Source organism: Streptomyces sp. NPDC007084 (assembly GCF_040703595.1).
Taxonomy (GTDB): Bacteria; Actinomycetota; Actinomycetes; order Streptomycetales; family Streptomycetaceae; genus Streptomyces.
The window spans coordinates 96,396-111,726 of the sequence record NZ_JBEYFY010000009.1 but is presented as its reverse complement, the minus strand read 5'-3'; the positions used below and the strand labels follow the sequence as shown (position 1 = coordinate 111,726).

Genomic DNA, 15,331 nt, shown 5'->3' with positions numbered 1-15,331 from the left:
CCCCGGTGACCCACCCCGCGCGGCCACCTCGTCCCCGCCCCGCGCGGCCACCTCGTCCCCGTGCCGCGCGCAGCTTGTCCACAGCCTCCTGCGTACTCCGGGCGCGGACTGGTTAGGCTCGAATACGTGAGCAGGCTCCAGGTCGTCAGCGGCAAGGGCGGTACCGGCAAGACCACGGTGGCCGCGGCCCTCGCGCTCGCCCTCGCTACGGAGGGCAAGCGCACCCTCGTCGTCGAGGTCGAGGGCAGACAGGGCATCGCACAGCTCTTCGAGACGGAGGCGCTGCCCTACGAGGAGCGGAAGATCGCCGTCGCTCCGGGCGGCGGGGAGGTGTACGCCCTCGCCATCGACGCGGAACTGGCGCTGCTGGACTACCTCCAGATGTTCTACAAACTCGGCGGCGCCGGCCGGGCCCTGAAGAAGCTCGGTGCGATCGACTTCGCCACCACCATCGCGCCCGGCGTCCGTGACGTCCTCCTCACCGGCAAGGCCTGCGAGGCGGTGCGGCGCAAGGAGAAGAACGGCCGCTTCACGTACGACTACGTGGTGATGGACGCGCCCCCCACGGGCCGCATCACCCGCTTCCTGAACGTGAACGACGAGGTCGCCGGCCTAGCGAAGATCGGTCCGATACACAATCAGGCGCAGGCCGTCATGCGGGTCCTCAAGTCGCCGGAGACGGCGGTCCACCTGGTGACGCTGCTGGAGGAGATGCCCGTCCAGGAGACCGCGGACGGGATCGCGGAGCTGCGTGCCGCGAAGCTCCCCGTGGGCCGGATCGTCATGAACATGGTGCGCCCGGCGCTGCTCGACGACACCGATCTGGCCCTCGTGGAGACCGCGCCGCGCACGGCGATCGCCAAGTCGCTGTCCTCGGCCGGACTCGGCGGGGCGCGCCGCGGCGGACTGGCCGAGCGGCTCGTGGACCCGCTGCTCCAGCAGGCCGGGGAGTACGCCGAGCGGCACGCCCTGGAGGCCGAGCAGCGCGGCGTCCTCGCCGAGCAGGGCCTGCCGCTGCACGAACTGCCGCTGCTCGCCGAGGGCATGGACCTGGCAGGCCTGTACCAACTGGCCAAACTGCTGCGGAAGCAAGGGATGTCATGAGTCTGGACCCCGCTCGTGTCCTCGATCTCGACCCGCTGCTCGACGATCCGAAGACGCGCATCGTGGTGTGCTGCGGCTCGGGCGGCGTCGGCAAGACGACCACGGCGGCGGCTCTCGGGCTGCGTGCCGCCGAGCGCGGCCGCAAGGTGGTCGTGCTCACCATCGACCCCGCGCGCAGGCTGGCGCAGTCCATGGGCATCGACTCGCTCGACAACACACCCCGGCGGGTGAAGGGCGTCGAGGGCACCGGCGAGCTGCACGCGATGATGCTCGACATGAAGCGCACGTTCGACGAGATCGTCGAGGCGCACGCGGACGGCGAGCGGGCCGCCGCCATCCTCAACAACCCCTTCTACCAGTCGCTTTCGGCGGGCTTCGCGGGCACGCAGGAGTACATGGCGATGGAGAAGCTGGGCCAGTTGCGGGCGCGCGACGAGTGGGACCTGATCGTGGTCGACACGCCGCCGTCCCGCTCGGCACTGGACTTCCTGGACGCCCCGAAGCGGCTCGGTTCCTTCCTGGACGGGCGGCTGATCCGGCTGCTGACGGCGCCGGCCAAGCTGGGCGGCCGGGCGGGGATGAAGTTCCTGAACGTCGGGATGTCGATGATGACCGGCACCCTGGGCAAGGTCCTGGGGGGTCAACTCCTCAAGGACGTGCAGACGTTCGTATCCGCCATGGACACCACGTTCGGCGGTTTCCGCACCCGCGCGGACGCCACGTACAAGCTGCTCCAGGCGCCCGGCACGGCCTTCCTCGTGGTGGCGGCCCCGGAGCGGGACGCGCTGCGCGAGGCGGCCTACTTCGTCGAGCGGCTGGCCGCCGAGGACATGCCGTTCGCCGGTCTGGTGCTCAACCGGGTGCACGGCAGCGGCGCGGCCCAACTGTCCGCCGAGCGCGCCCTCTCCGCCGCCGAGGATCTCGACGCGGCCCCCCAGGAGGACGAGGAGCCGGTCACCCAGGAAGAGGGCGAGGGGCCGGCCGCCCAGGAGGACGGCGAATCCGTCCCCCAGGAGGACGGGGTATCCGCTCCTCGGGAGGACGGGGAATCCGCCGCCGTAGAAAATCTTGAAACCGTCGGCATTGTCGATCAGGGGGACGGGAAAGCTGGAGTTCGTAACTCTCCCGACACGTACGGCAGTTCAGACTCCACGGCTTCCGAGACATCAGCTCCTGACGAAGGCTCCCCCGACGCCCCGCCCAGGACGGCCGTCTCGGACAGCACCCCCGGCACGGAAGGGACCGCCGCCACGGACCCCGAGCGCTCCGTCGACCAGCTCACCGCAGGTCTGTTGAGGCTGCACGCGGAGCGCATGCAGTTGCTCTCCCGCGAGCAGCGCACGCGCGACCGCTTCGCCGCGCGCCATCCCGAGGTGGCGGTCGCGGAGGTGGCGGCGCTCCCCGGCGATGTACACGATCTGGCGGGACTACGGGACATCGGGAACCGGCTCGCGGCCCATCAGCCGGAGCTTCCCGAGAGCTGAGCGCGGCGGCGACTCCGCGAGCCGGGCGGCTTCGCGAGCCGGGCGGCTTCGCGAGGCGAGCGGCTTCGCGAGGCGAGCGGACGGCGGTGCCGGGCCGGCCGCCACCCGGGCGGACCGGAACACGCACCCCGTAGTGCTCGGCGAGTCGCAGTACAACGGGTCTCAGCACGGCGTGTCGGAACACGACGCGGCACAGCGCGGCACGGCGCAGCGCCCGACCGGCGCATCGGAACGTCCGGCACATCGGAGGCGCCGGAACGCTGAAGGCCTCGGAACGCCGCAGCCGTCGGAACGCCGGAGACCTCGGGATCGGGTCCGTTCGCCGCGCGGGGCGAACGTGCCCATCCCTCGAACGTGCCCATCCCTCGAACGTGACCACCCCCGAACGCGCGGACCCTCAGCCCACGGCCGCGTAGCGCTCGTACACCTCTTCCTCGTCCAGCGGCAGCAGGCCCGCTCCGCGCTCGTACTCGATACGCGCGGTCTCCAGCAGGCGACGCCACGACGTGACGGTCGGCCGGCGGCGCAGCAAGGCGCGGCGCTCCCGCTCGGTCATGCCACCCCACACGCCGAATTCGACGCGGTTGTCGAGCGCGTCGGCGAGGCACTCCGTGCGGACCGGACATCCGGTGCACACTGCCTTGGCCCTGTTCTGCGCTGCTCCTTGAACGAACAGTTCATCTGGATCGGTAGTGCGGCAGGCCGCCTGCGCACTCCAGTCGGTTACCCAGCCCATACCGGCGCCGTCCTCTCCCGAATCGAGGCTCCCCCACGGCGGCAGCGGCATATTCACCGCCGCCAGTTGAGGACGTTACGGAAGGCGGGCACAGCGCAACACCCCCTTCGGGCCCAATCTTGAATGGCCCGAACGGACTATGCGTAAGCGGCAGATCACCCGGGGGAGTGAGCCGAGGACATGCGTGAGTATCCCGGCAAACCGGGACAGTTCAGTTGAGCCACAACGGACGCCGGGTGACACACAAGGCCGATTCGGACACGCCCTCCACAGAAATCGTGGAACATCCGGAACGATTCGGGGTCGCCGGACGTATTGATACGTAGCCGCACTGCTGTGACAGTTGAGAGCAGCTTAGGCCAAGGCATATACGCGTGTCCGGCGAATGAGAACGTAGGCTGCCCTCATGCCAAAGAAGCGCTCGGGCGGTGGTCTGTCCCCTACGCAGCAGGCCGCCAAGTTCCTCGGTGTCAGCGTGCTCGCGGGCGCCGTCATGGCCGGAATCGCGTTGCCCGCCGCGGGCGCGCTCGGTCTCGCGGCCAAGGGCTCGGTCCAGGGATTCGACGACATCCCGGACAACCTGAAAAGCCCCGCGCTGAGCCAGCGGACCACGATCCTGGACAGCAAGGGCGGCCAGATCGCCACGGTCTACTCCCGTGACCGCACGGTGGTCGACCTCAAGGACATCTCGCCCTACATGCAGAAGGCGATCGTCGCGATCGAGGACTCGCGCTTCTACCAGCACGGCGCGGTGGACCTGAAGGGCATCCTGCGCGCGGTCAATCAGAACGCGCAGAACGGCGGGGTGGCCCAGGGTGCCTCCACCCTGACCCAGCAGCTCGTGAAGAACTACTTCGTGGAGGAGGCCGGCGACGACCCGACGAAGGTCGCGCAGGCCACCCAGCAGACCATCGGCCGCAAGATCCGCGAGCTGAAGTACGCGATCCAGCTCGAAGAGAAGCTGGGCAAGAAGAAGATCCTCGAGAACTATCTGAACATCACGTTCTTCGGGGAGCAGGCCTACGGCATCGAGGCCGCCGCCCAGCGCTACTTCTCCAAGCACGCCAAGGACCTGAACCTCCAGGAGTCGGCGCTCCTCGCGGGCATCGTCCAGTCGCCCAGCCGGTACGACCCGGTGAACGACGAGGAGGAGGCCACCAAGCGCCGCAACACCGTGCTCCAGCGCATGGCCGAGGTGCACGACATCTCCCAGCAGGAGGCGGACACCGCGAAGGCCGCCAAGCTCGGCCTGCACGTCAGCCAGCCGAAGAACGGCTGCATCACCGCGGTCGCGGGCGCCAGCTTCTTCTGCAAGTACGTGGAGAACGTCTTCAAGAGCGACCCGGTCTTCGGCAAGACCCGCGAGGCCCGCTCCAAGGTGTGGAACCAGGGCGGTCTGACCATCCGTACGACGCTCGACCCGCAGTCCCAGGAATCCATCCAGGCGTCGATAAAGGACCACGTCAACAAGTCCGACAAGGTCGCGGCGGCGGGCACGCTGGTCGAGCCCGGCACCGGCAAGATCCTCGGCATGGGCCAGTCGAAGCCGTACGGCTACGGGAAGAACGAGACCGAGTACAACTACTCGGTGAACTACGGCATGGGCGGCTCGAACTACGGCTTCCCGACCGGTTCGACGTTCAAGCCGTTCGTGGCCGCGGCGGCGCTGGAGCAGGGCAAGCCGGCGACGCAGGAGTACTCGTCGCCGAACAAGATGCCCTACCCCAGCCCCGTACAGACCTGCGGCAGCAAGCCGTGGACGAACCAGTCGAACGAGGTCGTCCCGAACGAGAGCGCCTCCGAGATCGGCCCCTACCGGCTGAAGGAGGCGATGGCGAAGTCGGTCAACACGTACTTCGTGCAGATGATCTCCGACATCGGCCTCTGCCCGGTGATCAACCAGATCGACAAGCTCGGCGTCGTCCAGGGCAACGGCGACAAGCTCCCCCAGGTGCCGTCCATCGCGCTGGGCGCCAAGGGCATCTCCCCGCTGACGATGGCCACGGCGTACGCCGCCTTCGCCTCCCGCGGCATGTACTGCACGCCGATCGCCATCGAGTCGATCAGCCAGCAGGTCGGCGACCGCGAGAAGTCCCTCGAAGTGCCCAAGTCGACCTGTTCGCGGGCCATGTCCGAGAAGACCGCGGACACCATCAGCACCCTGCTGAGCGGCGTGATCGACTCCGGTACGGGCCGCCAGGCCGGCCTCACCGACCGCGCCAACGCCGGTAAGACCGGTACCACCGACGAGCGCAAGAACGCCTGGTTCGTGGGCTACACGCCGAACCTGTCGGGCGCCGTCTGGGTCGGCAGCGCCTCGCAGCGGGTCCACATGGTGGGTATCTCGATCGGCGGCGTCTACCACGACAAGGTGTACGGCGGTGAGGTCCCCGGACCGATCTGGCGGGACCTGATGACGGGCGCGCTGGTCGGCAAGGACGCCCCGTCTTTCAACAAGGTCGACATCCCTGACCTCGACAAGGACAAGAACCGCGACCGGGACAAGGGCCACGACGACGGCAACACCGACGGCAACAACGGCGACCCGAACGGCAACCCGGGCGGGACCGCCAACGGCGCGACCACCTTCGGCAACACCATCAGCGGCCAGGGCAACGGCGGCGGCACGTTCCCGTCCCCCACGTTCTCCCTCCCCGAGGGCTTCCTCCAGGGGAACGGCAACGGGGGGAACGGACGGGCCGGTGGCGGCAACGGGGATGGCGGTCAGCGCTGAGCCGTAGCTCTGACGCTCCGGCGTCGGGGTGACGCCGAGGTCGGTCACGGAAAAGGGCATCTTCGCGAAAGGGCACCTTCGCGGAAAGGGCACCTTCGGGGCGGGAGGGGAAGCGGAACGTACGCTTCCTTCCTCGCTCCCGGAGGTGCCCTTTCCGTTGCCCGCTGCCGCTGCTGGCTGCGGCTCCCGCTCCCGTTGCCGGCTGGCTGGCTGCCCGGCTGCCCGGCTGCCGTAGCGTCGAGGGCCGGTGGCGGGCCGGCGATCGCGGGACGACCCGTGCCGAGATCAGCCGGCGAGAAGCTGCTTCACCATGGCGGCGACGCGCCCGCCCTCGGCCTGGCCGGCCACCTTCGGGTTCACGATCTTCATGACCTGGCCCATGGCACGCGGCCCCTCGGCGCCGGCCGCCTTCGCCTCCTCGACGGCCTGCGCGACGATCTGCCGGAGCTCGTCGTCGGAAAGCTGCTGGGGCAGGTACGCGGCGAGGACCTCGCCCTCCGCCTTCTCCCGCTCGGCCGACTCGGTACGCCCGCCCTGCGCGAAGGCCTCGGCGGCCTCACGCCGCTTCTTCGCCTCGCGCGTGATCACCTTCTGCACCTCGTCGTCGGACAGCTCGCGCTTGGTCTTACCCGCGACCTCTTCCTTGGTGATCGCGGAGAGGGTGAGCCGGAGCGTCGAGGAGCGCAGCTCGTCGCGCCCCTTGATCGCGGCGTTGAGGTCTTCCTGCAACTTCGACTTGAGCGTGGTCATGCCGTCAAGTGTCGCAGGTGCTGCGAGGTCGCCGCCCGTTGATTTCCAGCGCGCCCGACGGGCACTCGGCGCCGGCCGGGGGGTGGCCAGGCGGCGTCGGTCGGGGGTGGCCGAGCGGCGCCGGGCCGGGATGGCCAGGCGGCGCCGGGCCGGGATGGCCAGGCGGCGCCGGGCCGGGACTACGCCCGGACGGCGGCCGGGGGCTGCCGGTACGGGGTTGTCCACAGGGGGTCACGCGGACTTGGCGGGGTCTGACACGATGGGCGTATGCGCGCGCTATACGGAGTACCCCTGGGAATCACGGCGGTGGGCGCCGCCGGTCTGCTGTACTCGGCGGGGATCGAGGCCCGTTCCTTCCGCCTGCGACGGGTGACGGTGCCGGTCCTGCCGCCGGGCATGCGCCCCCTGCGCGTCCTCCAGGTCTCCGACATCCACATGGTGAGCGGTCAGCGCAAGAAGCAGCGCTGGCTGCGCTCCCTGGCGGGCCTGCGCCCCGACTTCGTGATCAACACCGGGGACAACCTGTCGGACCCGGAAGGCGTGCCCGAGGTACTCGACGCGCTGGGCCCCCTCATGGAGTTCCCGGGGGCGTACGTCTTCGGGTCGAACGACTACTACGGCCCCAAACTCCGCAACCCCGCGCGGTACTTGTTCGAGAAGGCCCAGGGCCGGCACGGGCTGAACGGCAACAAGCCGGTGGTGGGCGCCGTCCACAACCCGTGGGAGGACCTGCGGGACGGCTTCGACACCGCGGGCTGGCTGAACCTGACGAACACCCGGGGGACGCTGAAGATAGAGGGCGCGGAGATCGAGCTGACCGGTCTCGACGACCCGCACATCAAGCGCGACCGGTACGCGCGCGTGGCCGGCGGCCCGTCCGAGTCCGCCGACTTCTCGATGGGCGTCGTGCACGCGCCGTACCTGCGTACGCTGGACGCGTTCACCGCCGACGGCTACCCCCTGGTCCTGGCGGGCCACACGCACGGCGGGCAGCTCTGCCTCCCCTTCTACGGGGCGTTCGTGACCAACTGCGACCTGGACACGGACCGCGTGAAGGGCCTCTCCACCCACACGGCGGAGGGCCACACCTCCTACCTGCACGTCTCAGCGGGCTGCGGCACCAACCGCTACACCCCGGTCCGCTTCGCGTGCCCGCCGGAGGCGTCGTTGCTTACGTTGGTGGGGCGGGAGTAGGGGGGTAGGGGGAGTCGGAGAAGCGGGGGGTCGCCGAGGGGCGAGTGGGGGGCGCCGGCCAGGGACACGGGCCGGGGCGGGGCGGACGTGGGGCCCCCTGGGCGCCGGCCCGACCCGACTGGGCTCGACTGCACCGGCTCGGCTTGGCTCGACTGGGTCCGGATCGGCTTGGCTCGGCTGGGCCCGGCCCAGCCCTAACCGGCCCGGCTTGGCTTGGCCCGCTTGCTCAGCTTGAAGCGGGGCCTCCGCCGATGGCCGCCCGGTAGGCCGAGGGACCGCCCGCAGAGACAGGGAGACAGGGAGACAGACAGGGGCGGCCAAGGAAACAGAGGTACCGTCTCCCCCCCCTCTCTCGACATCTCCCTCCCGACCTCCTCCCCTCCCGTCCCGGCCACCCACACGCCGCATCCCATATCGCCCGATTCGCCCGACCCGCTTAGCGTGGGGCCATGATCACCCCCATGCCCCGGGACATACCCGATCTCCCCGCGATACCGGGTATCTCGCCGCCGATCGTCTCCTTCGTCCCGGCGACGGCGGTGGTCACGCCCACCCGTCGCCCGTTCACGGCGGTCTTCCGCGTCCTGGTGGCCCTCGCGGCGGCCGCGGGCGTGGCCATCGACCTGAAGCTGGGCAGCCCGCTACGGGTGCTGAGCTACTTCACGATCCAGACGAACCTGCTGGTCGCGGTGGTCTTCGCGGCGTCGGCCCGCCGGGCATGGTCGGCCCGCCGCCCGTTGCCCGGGGTACTGACGGGCGGCACGCTGATCTACATCTCGATCACGGGCCTGGTGTACCACCTGCTCCTGGCGAACGAGTCCAGCCCGTTCTCCATGACCGGAGGCGTGGACACGCAGTCCGGCTGGCACGCGGTGGCGAACCATCTCCTCCACACGGTGACGCCGATCGCGGTGGTGATCGACTGGCTGCTGCTGACCCGGCCGGCCCCGCTGGCGTTCCGCAACGCGGTGACCTGGCTGCTCTACCCGCTCGCCTACCTGGTGTTCTGCCTGGCCCGCGGGGCGGCGATGTCGCCGGGGAGCCCGGCGCGCTATCTGTACCCCTTCGTGGACGTGGACCGCCACGGATACGCGGGCGTCCTCGGCAACACCGCCATCCTCGGCGTCGCCTTCTACGCCCTGGCCCTGCTCATCGTCACCGCCGACCACGTCCGCCCGGACCCGGTCCGACGCCGGGTACGAGGCCTCGAAAACCGGATTTCGTCTCCGGGCACCAGTGGGCTAAAGTAAACGACGTCGCCGCGAGAGCAGCGACGATCGGGGTGTAGCGCAGCTTGGCAGCGCGCTTCGTTCGGGACGAAGAGGTCGTGGGTTCAAATCCCGCCACCCCGACAGTGAAGTACCAGGTCAGGGGCCTAACCCGCATCGCGGGTCAGGCCCCTGTCGGCTTTGCGCCGGCAGCCAAGTGGGCTTCAGCCGACCGCTGTCAGCCAGGACCTGCCCCGTACAGCGTCAGCATCAGTGCCGCAACGGCAACACCGACCAAGAGCGCAGCGCCCAGTCGTTCGTCGCGCCGAGATTCGCGCACGACGAAGCAACCGACCATGGCGATCAGGGCGAGAGTCAATGTGTCAGGCATTCACGCCTCCCGCGCCTCCGCTGTGCGGTCATCGGCTCGACCAACAGCAGGCGACTGGGCCGCTCGGAAACGGGACGTCTCATCACCGTCCCGACTGTGACGCGCGCGGCGACCGAGCCGCTTGAGTTTGCGGCGTACTCGCTCACCCAGAGCCTCGGCGTCACCCTGCACGTACGCCTGCGAGGTGAGGGCCAACACCGTGACGGCCGCCTCGGTCCAACTCGACGTCCCCGAACGGGACCAGGCGAACGCGACGGCTCTCTCGATCGGGAACATCTGCTCCAGCACGCCGAGCACACGCGGATCATCAGGCAGCATCCCCGTAAGGATGTCGGCCGGGTCGGGCCCTCCTGCTACGAGGTCGGCGAGAGTCACCCCATTCTCCAGAACGGGGACATCAAGGCTGAGCACCCGCTCTCCGGCGCAGCGCCGACGCCACAGTGGCGTGAGCTGTCGGTGGATCTCCCTCACCTCACGCATCAGCCGGGAGAGAGCCCCCCGGCGGATGGTGCCGTGCGTGTACAGGGTGCCCGCCCAGTCGCCAAGGAGAGCCGTGGTCACCGGTTCCTGCCAGCGGGCTCCCCGCCACAGGCCGAGGTCGAGGGCCATGAACTTCTCGATGAGCTCGGTGTTGCCGAGCGCCGCCTCGTTCCGTGCTTCCACGGCGCGTGCCGCGAGCCTGGCCTCACGGGCCTCTGCACGAGCCTCCGGGGAGCTGTGCTTCGCGGCGACGGCCGCTCCACTCCATGGGCGGTCGATCTCCCCCTCTGTCCAGGTCTGCACGATTTGCCAAGGTTCGAGTCGAGGGCTGTCCAGGAACAAGCGTCCTGCCAGCAGTCGTCCACCGTCCCTTTCGTTGCCGAAATAGAAGTAGGAACTGTCGCGGACTCCCCCATCGCCCCCGTACGCGATGAGGTCGCCCTCACCCAATACAGGGAGGCCGTGAGTGGACAGTGGATCAATGGGTACGGGCTTCGGCGCAGGCAGTACGCGCCACCGCCTGACCAGGCCGTAACGCGCGTAATAGGCGTCGAGGTCCTCGGCTTCTCCCGTCCCCGACACGTCGGTCTTACGGGGCGGGACGGTCACAGGCGGTGCCGCCGCTTCCAGTGCCTGCGGTTCTTCGAGAGCTTCGGGCGTCATGGGTGGTGCCTCCGGCAGATGATGAGCGAGCCTGTCCCCTCTCGGGCGCCCGAACGCCCCGAACCGGCAATCCCCACCCGGAAACTTGAGTGACCTGCATCACAGCGCCGGAGGTCGTGCGACTGACTCCCCACTCCCTGCCCCCTCCCCCTGCGAGCCTTGAAGGCAGGACGTACCACCTGGGAGCCATCCCGCCACCCCGACAGTGAAACGCCAGCTCAGGGGCCTGATGCGCATCTCGGGTCGGGTCCTTGCGCTTTTGTCAGGGGCGTTTGGGAGAAGTCGGGGGGAGGTCTTGGGGGTTCACCTCGGGTTGAGGTCGGTGGGGTGTACGACGGCGGGTGTGCGTGGGAATGCCGGACCGGCTGGTCCCGTAGGGTCGCGTCCGGTCCCTGAGGAAATCCTGTGTGGCCGTGAACTCTTCATGGGGCAGCGGGGAACAACGGGTGACACGTTCAACCCCATCCGATGACGGAGGACCCGTGACCGGACCACCGGCGCCCGACCCCGGTGACGAGCGCGACGGCCATGTCATCGCGCAGTCCATGGAACATCCGGAACTGTTCGCCCGGCTCTACGACCGGTACGCACCCGACATCCACCGGTACGCCGCCCGGCGCCTCGGCGACCACGCGGCGGACGACGTCACGGCCGACACGTTCCTGACCGCGTTCCGGGTGCGTGCCCGTTACGACGCCTCGCGGGCCAGTGCCCGGCCCTGGCTGTACGGGATCGCCGCGCACCTCATCGGCAAGCAGCGCCGTAAGGAAGTGCGCGGACTGCGGGCGCTGGCCAGGACCGGCCACGACCCCGTCGCGGCCGGCTGGGTCGAGGACACCGCGGACCTGGTCGCCGACCGCGCCCCGCTCGCGGACGCGCTCGCCGCGCTGTCCGCCGCCGACCGGCATGTGCTGCTGCTCGTGGCCTGGGCCGACCTGACGTACCAGGAGGTCGCCGAGGCGCTCGGCATACCCGTCGGGACCGTGCGGTCCCGGCTCAACCGGGCCCGCCGCAAGGTACGGGCCGCGCTGGGTGCCGACCCGGCGTTTCTGGGCGAAGTGGCGGAGGTGGTCCGGCCGTGAACGTGGACGAGATGAAGGATGTACGCGAGTTCCGGGCCGGGGCGCCGAAGCCCGACCGGGCGCGGCTCGCCGAGGGGCGGGAGCGGCTGAGCAGCGCCGCGGATCGTGGCCCCCGGCGCGGGCTGTGGGCCGACTGGCGGCTCGCGGCGGTCGGGGCCGCCGCCGCGCTCACCGCGGTGGCCGTGCTGGTGTCCGGTCTCGGCCGGGACGGCCACAGTGGTGCGGATCGCACGGGGCCGGCCACCAGCCGGACGGTGCCGGGGTCGGTGCAGGAGCTGCTGGAGCGGGCCGCGTCCACGGTGGAGCGGGCCGATCCGCCGCCCACGCCGCACGCGGGCCAGTGGGTCTACGTGAAGAAGTTCTCGTCCAGTCCCGGAATCTGGCCCGACAGCGCCACCGCCCGGCCCGAGCCGGAGCCGGAACCGAAGCCCAAGGAGCACTGGACGCGGTACGCGGACCCGCGCTTCGAGAACGGCAAGGAGGGCGACGACCGCTCCATGCGCGAACGGCTGCGCTTCCTCGACGAGTTGCCGGACGATCCGGCCACCGTGCTCAAGAAGGTCCGCGCCTACTACCCGGCCGGGAGGAACAGCCAAGATTCCGAGGCGGAGCAGGACATGGGAGCGCTGAGTGTGCTCTTCGCGTCCCAGCCCATCCCGCCGCCGGCGCTCGCCAAGCTGTACCGCGCGCTGGCCGCGGTCCCCGGCGTCGAGGTCACCGACCATCTCGTACGGGACCTCGCGGGCCGGGACGTCCTCGCGGTCGGGCACGACGAGAAGGGGCTGAAGATCCGCCGCGAGATCCTGATCGACCCGCGCACCTACCAGTACCTCGGCGACAGACAACTGGTCGTCCAGGACTACAAGGACACGTTCCCGGGCGCCGACGACACCCCTGACCGGCCCTGGAAGGTGGGCGACGTGATGTTCCAGAGCGCGCTCCTGGCCACGGGAATCGTCGACCGCAAGGGCGACCGCCCCTGAGATCCGCCGGGGCCGCCACAGCCCACGCCCAGGCCCAGGCCCAGGACCGCGCCCCCCACAGTTCTTTGGCGTTGTCGGGTGTGGGGGCGTGGGGGCGTGGGGGTTTTATGCCTGCGGGCCCTCGGTCGCTGCCTTCGGGTCCATCCACATGATCTGCCAGCCATGGCCGTCGAGGTCGAAGAAGCTGCGGGAGTACATGAAGCCGTAGTCCTCGGCGTCGTCCGCCTTCGTGGCGCCCGCTTCCAGGGCCGCCGCGTTGACCTTGTCGACCTCCTCGCGGGAGGACACGCTGAAGCAGTACAGGGACAGCGCGTGCGTCGCGGGGTCGGCCAGCGGGAGTTTCGAGAACTGGGCGAACTTCTCGCGGCTGAGCAGCATCACGAAGGCCTGCTCACCCACCAGCATGCACGCGGACGACTCGTCGGCGAACTTCGGGTTGAAGGTGAACCCGAGACCGGTGAAGAACGCCTTGCTGCGTTCGAGGTCCACCACCGGGAGGTTCACGAACAGCATGCGGCCGGGGTGTGCGGGAGTGGTCATGGCGGGTCTCCGGTCAGTGGGGCGGGCGCTCGGTGGCGTGCTTGCGTCCTGTTAGACCGGGGTCGTCGGGAGAATTCATCGGTCAGGCCTCCAGCCATGCCCTCCGGTGCCGGGCGACCGTGTATATCCGGGTTGCCTCGGCCGGGGTCCAGACGCCTGTCAGGGGGGCCAGGGCGGAGACCTCGCGTTCTCGGTAGACCCTCACCTTGAGCTGCGTCGCCGCCACCTCCAGGTCCGTGACACCCACGAACACCAGCACCGGTTCCACCGGGACGGGGTGTCCGCAGTAGTGGCTCAGGACGCGTTGGACCCGTTCCGCCTCCGACCGGCTCTCGCGCGCGTACGGGCGCAAGTCCGCCTCGTCGATCTTCACCATGTCGTCCCCCACGTGGACCGACTTTCCCGGGTGGTCCTTGGCGTTGACGCTGAACACCCCGCCCGGGCCGATCAGCAAGTGGTCCAGGTCCGCCTCACCCGGCAGCGGTATCGAGTGCAGGACGTGCCAGCCGTGCCTGCGCAGCCGGTCCAGTTCGGCGCCCACCCGGCGTTCGCCGGCCGTGCCCTTGCGCCGCCCGTCCCCCTCCGCCGGGCGGCCGAGCAGGCGGGCCAGCGCGCCTGTCACCAGGCCGGACGCGGACTCGTCCGGATGCGGATGCGGATGCGAATGCCGGTGCCGGTGCGGCTGCGGCTGCGGCTGCCGGTGCGGGTGTCCTGCCCTTCCCCGCACGTTTCCCGCCAGGTCGTCGGATGCCGTCAGGGGTGGGAGGAGGGGGAGGGCTGCCGGTGTCCGCTCCGGTGTCGTCGGCCGGCCGGTCAAGTGGGGTTCCAGCGCCGTCGTCACCGGGGGGCCGTACTCCTTCAGCAGGACCGTGATCGTGCCCGTCGCGCAGTCCGCCCAGCCCGCCGCCGTGCCGTCAGGGAGATTGGCGTAGAGACGGTCGTGCCCGTACCGCTTCCATCGAACGACCGTGAGCTGAAGCATGGTTGCCCCCTCCGCAGTGTTCATGGTTCATGCGTGCCTATGTCGTCATGGCAGCAGCGGCCGGTCCGGACGCACAAGGGCGCGTCGGGGGCGGGTGGGGAGTCGGGCGGGGAGCAAGCCGGAGCAGGGGGCCGCCCTGTGGATACGGGCGTGCCCCCCTCGGGTGAACCGGGCCGAGCCCGCCAAGCGAACCGGGCCGAGCCCCCGCCAAGCGAACCAGGCCGGGGCCCTACCAGCGAACCGGGCCGGGGCCCTGCCGTGCGAACCAGGCCGAGCCCCCCGTCAGGCGAACTGGGCTCAGCCCCCGTCAGGCGAACTGGGCTCAGCCCCCGTCAGGCGAACTGGGCTCAGCCCCTGTCGGGCGAACCGAGCCGACCCTCCGTCAGGCGAACTGTCCCGGGCGGTAGTCGCCCGCCGGCTGTCGGACGATGACGTTGCCCCGGTTGAACGCGTTGATGAGCGAGATGACGCAGACCAGGGTGGCGAGTTGCTCCTCGTCGAAGTGCTTGGCCGCGTTCTCCCAGCACTCGTCCGTCACGCCGCCCGCCGCGTCGGCGATACGGGTGGCCTGTTCCGTCAGTTCCAGCGCGGCGCGCTCCGCCTCGGTGAACACCGTGGCCTCCCGCCAGGCCGCGACCAGGTTGAGGCGTACCGACGTCTCCCCGGCGTGCTCGGCGTCCTTGGTGTGCATGTCGGTGCAGAAACCGCAGCCGTTGATCTGGCTGGCGCGGAGCTTGACCAGTTCCTGGGTCGAGGCCGGCAGTGTCGAGTCCGCGAGCGCCGTGCCCGCCGCGACGAGGTGCTTCGTGAACTTCGCGGCGGCCGGGCTGGCGAAGAGGTTCAGACGGGCTTCCATAACTTCTCCTAAGTTCCCTGCTTGGGTCCTGAGTTCCGCTGCTTCGGGTCCTGAGTCCCCTGCTTCGGGTCCTGAGTCCGCTGCTACGGGTCCTGAGTCCCTTGCTTCGGGCGTGGTGGCTTGCCTGGTGCTTCAACCCCTTGG

General features: G+C 70.0%; 14 protein-coding genes and 1 tRNA gene. 8 read left to right on the top strand and 7 right to left on the bottom strand.

Annotated elements, in window-relative coordinates; translation table 11 throughout:
* The first annotated feature begins 126 nt into the window (after window positions 1-126).
* Window positions 127-1,104 (top strand): ArsA-related P-loop ATPase, encoded by a 978-nt coding sequence (locus tag AB0912_RS11190; protein ID WP_366698078.1) that lies wholly within the window; start codon window positions 127-129, stop codon window positions 1,102-1,104.
* Window positions 1,101-2,588, top strand: coding sequence for an ArsA-related P-loop ATPase (locus AB0912_RS11185; RefSeq protein ID WP_366698076.1), 1,488 nt, complete (start codon window positions 1,101-1,103; stop codon window positions 2,586-2,588). Before AB0912_RS11190 ends, AB0912_RS11185 begins: the two co-directional genes overlap by 4 nt.
* Window positions 2,589-2,985: 397 nt before the next feature.
* Here AB0912_RS11185 and AB0912_RS11180 read toward each other — a convergent pair whose 3' ends face one another.
* On the bottom strand, window positions 2,986-3,324 hold the full coding sequence (locus AB0912_RS11180; RefSeq protein WP_366698211.1) for a WhiB family transcriptional regulator: 339 nt from the start codon (window positions 3,322-3,324) through the stop codon (window positions 2,986-2,988).
* Window positions 3,325-3,730: 406 nt separating this feature from the next.
* Between AB0912_RS11180 and AB0912_RS11175 the strand changes: the two genes are divergently transcribed.
* Window positions 3,731-6,058 carry a transglycosylase domain-containing protein gene (locus AB0912_RS11175; protein WP_366698074.1) on the top strand — a complete coding sequence of 776 codons (2,328 nt, stop codon included), beginning with the start codon at window positions 3,731-3,733 and terminating at the stop codon, window positions 6,056-6,058.
* 285 nt (window positions 6,059-6,343) lie between these two features.
* Here AB0912_RS11175 and AB0912_RS11170 read toward each other — a convergent pair whose 3' ends face one another.
* Window positions 6,344-6,808 carry a GatB/YqeY domain-containing protein gene (locus tag AB0912_RS11170; RefSeq protein ID WP_366698072.1) on the bottom strand — a complete coding sequence of 155 codons (465 nt, stop codon included), beginning with the start codon at window positions 6,806-6,808 and terminating at the stop codon, window positions 6,344-6,346.
* A 267-nt stretch (window positions 6,809-7,075) separates the two neighbouring features.
* Between AB0912_RS11170 and AB0912_RS11165 the strand changes: the two genes are divergently transcribed.
* From AB0912_RS11165 to AB0912_RS11155, 3 genes are all read left to right on the top strand, one after another.
* Complete coding sequence (locus tag AB0912_RS11165) at window positions 7,076-8,002, top strand: metallophosphoesterase (RefSeq protein ID WP_366698070.1); 927 nt, start codon at window positions 7,076-7,078, stop codon at window positions 8,000-8,002.
* 449 nt (window positions 8,003-8,451) lie between these two features.
* Entirely contained in the window at window positions 8,452-9,252 is an 801-nt protein-coding gene (locus tag AB0912_RS11160; protein WP_366698068.1) for a Pr6Pr family membrane protein, read from the top strand.
* A gap of 28 nt (window positions 9,253-9,280) precedes the next feature.
* Window positions 9,281-9,354: transfer RNA gene (locus AB0912_RS11155), tRNA-Pro, on the top strand.
* Between the two features lie 94 nt (window positions 9,355-9,448).
* Here AB0912_RS11155 and AB0912_RS11150 read toward each other — a convergent pair.
* Both AB0912_RS11150 and AB0912_RS11145 read right to left on the bottom strand, forming a co-directional pair.
* A complete protein-coding gene (locus tag AB0912_RS11150) occupies window positions 9,449-9,601 on the bottom strand; it encodes a hypothetical protein (RefSeq protein ID WP_366698066.1) in 153 nt (50 codons plus the stop codon).
* Complete coding sequence (locus AB0912_RS11145; RefSeq protein ID WP_366698064.1) at window positions 9,602-10,744, bottom strand: hypothetical protein; 1,143 nt, start codon at window positions 10,742-10,744, stop codon at window positions 9,602-9,604.
* 482 nt (window positions 10,745-11,226) lie between these two features.
* Here AB0912_RS11145 and AB0912_RS11140 point away from each other — a divergent pair, with 482 nt between their 5' ends.
* Both AB0912_RS11140 and AB0912_RS11135 read left to right on the top strand, forming a co-directional pair.
* Entirely contained in the window at window positions 11,227-11,826 is a 600-nt protein-coding gene (locus tag AB0912_RS11140; protein ID WP_366698062.1) for a sigma-70 family RNA polymerase sigma factor, read from the top strand.
* Window positions 11,823-12,809, top strand: coding sequence for a CU044_5270 family protein (locus tag AB0912_RS11135; RefSeq protein WP_366698060.1), 987 nt, complete (start codon window positions 11,823-11,825; stop codon window positions 12,807-12,809). The genes AB0912_RS11140 and AB0912_RS11135 overlap by 4 nt, the downstream gene beginning before the upstream one ends.
* Before the next feature lie 105 nt (window positions 12,810-12,914).
* Here AB0912_RS11135 and AB0912_RS11130 read toward each other — a convergent pair whose 3' ends face one another.
* The 3 genes from AB0912_RS11130 to AB0912_RS11120 form a co-directional block, all read right to left on the bottom strand.
* Window positions 12,915-13,349: a VOC family protein gene (locus AB0912_RS11130; protein WP_366698059.1), complete on the bottom strand. Its 435-nt coding sequence runs from the start codon at window positions 13,347-13,349 to the stop codon at window positions 12,915-12,917.
* Between the two features lie 82 nt (window positions 13,350-13,431).
* A complete protein-coding gene (locus tag AB0912_RS11125; protein WP_366698057.1) occupies window positions 13,432-14,331 on the bottom strand; it encodes a nuclease-related domain-containing protein in 900 nt (299 codons plus the stop codon).
* Between the two features lie 382 nt (window positions 14,332-14,713).
* Window positions 14,714-15,187: a carboxymuconolactone decarboxylase family protein gene (locus AB0912_RS11120; protein ID WP_366698055.1), complete on the bottom strand. Its 474-nt coding sequence runs from the start codon at window positions 15,185-15,187 to the stop codon at window positions 14,714-14,716.
* Between the last annotated feature and the right edge of the window lie 144 nt (window positions 15,188-15,331).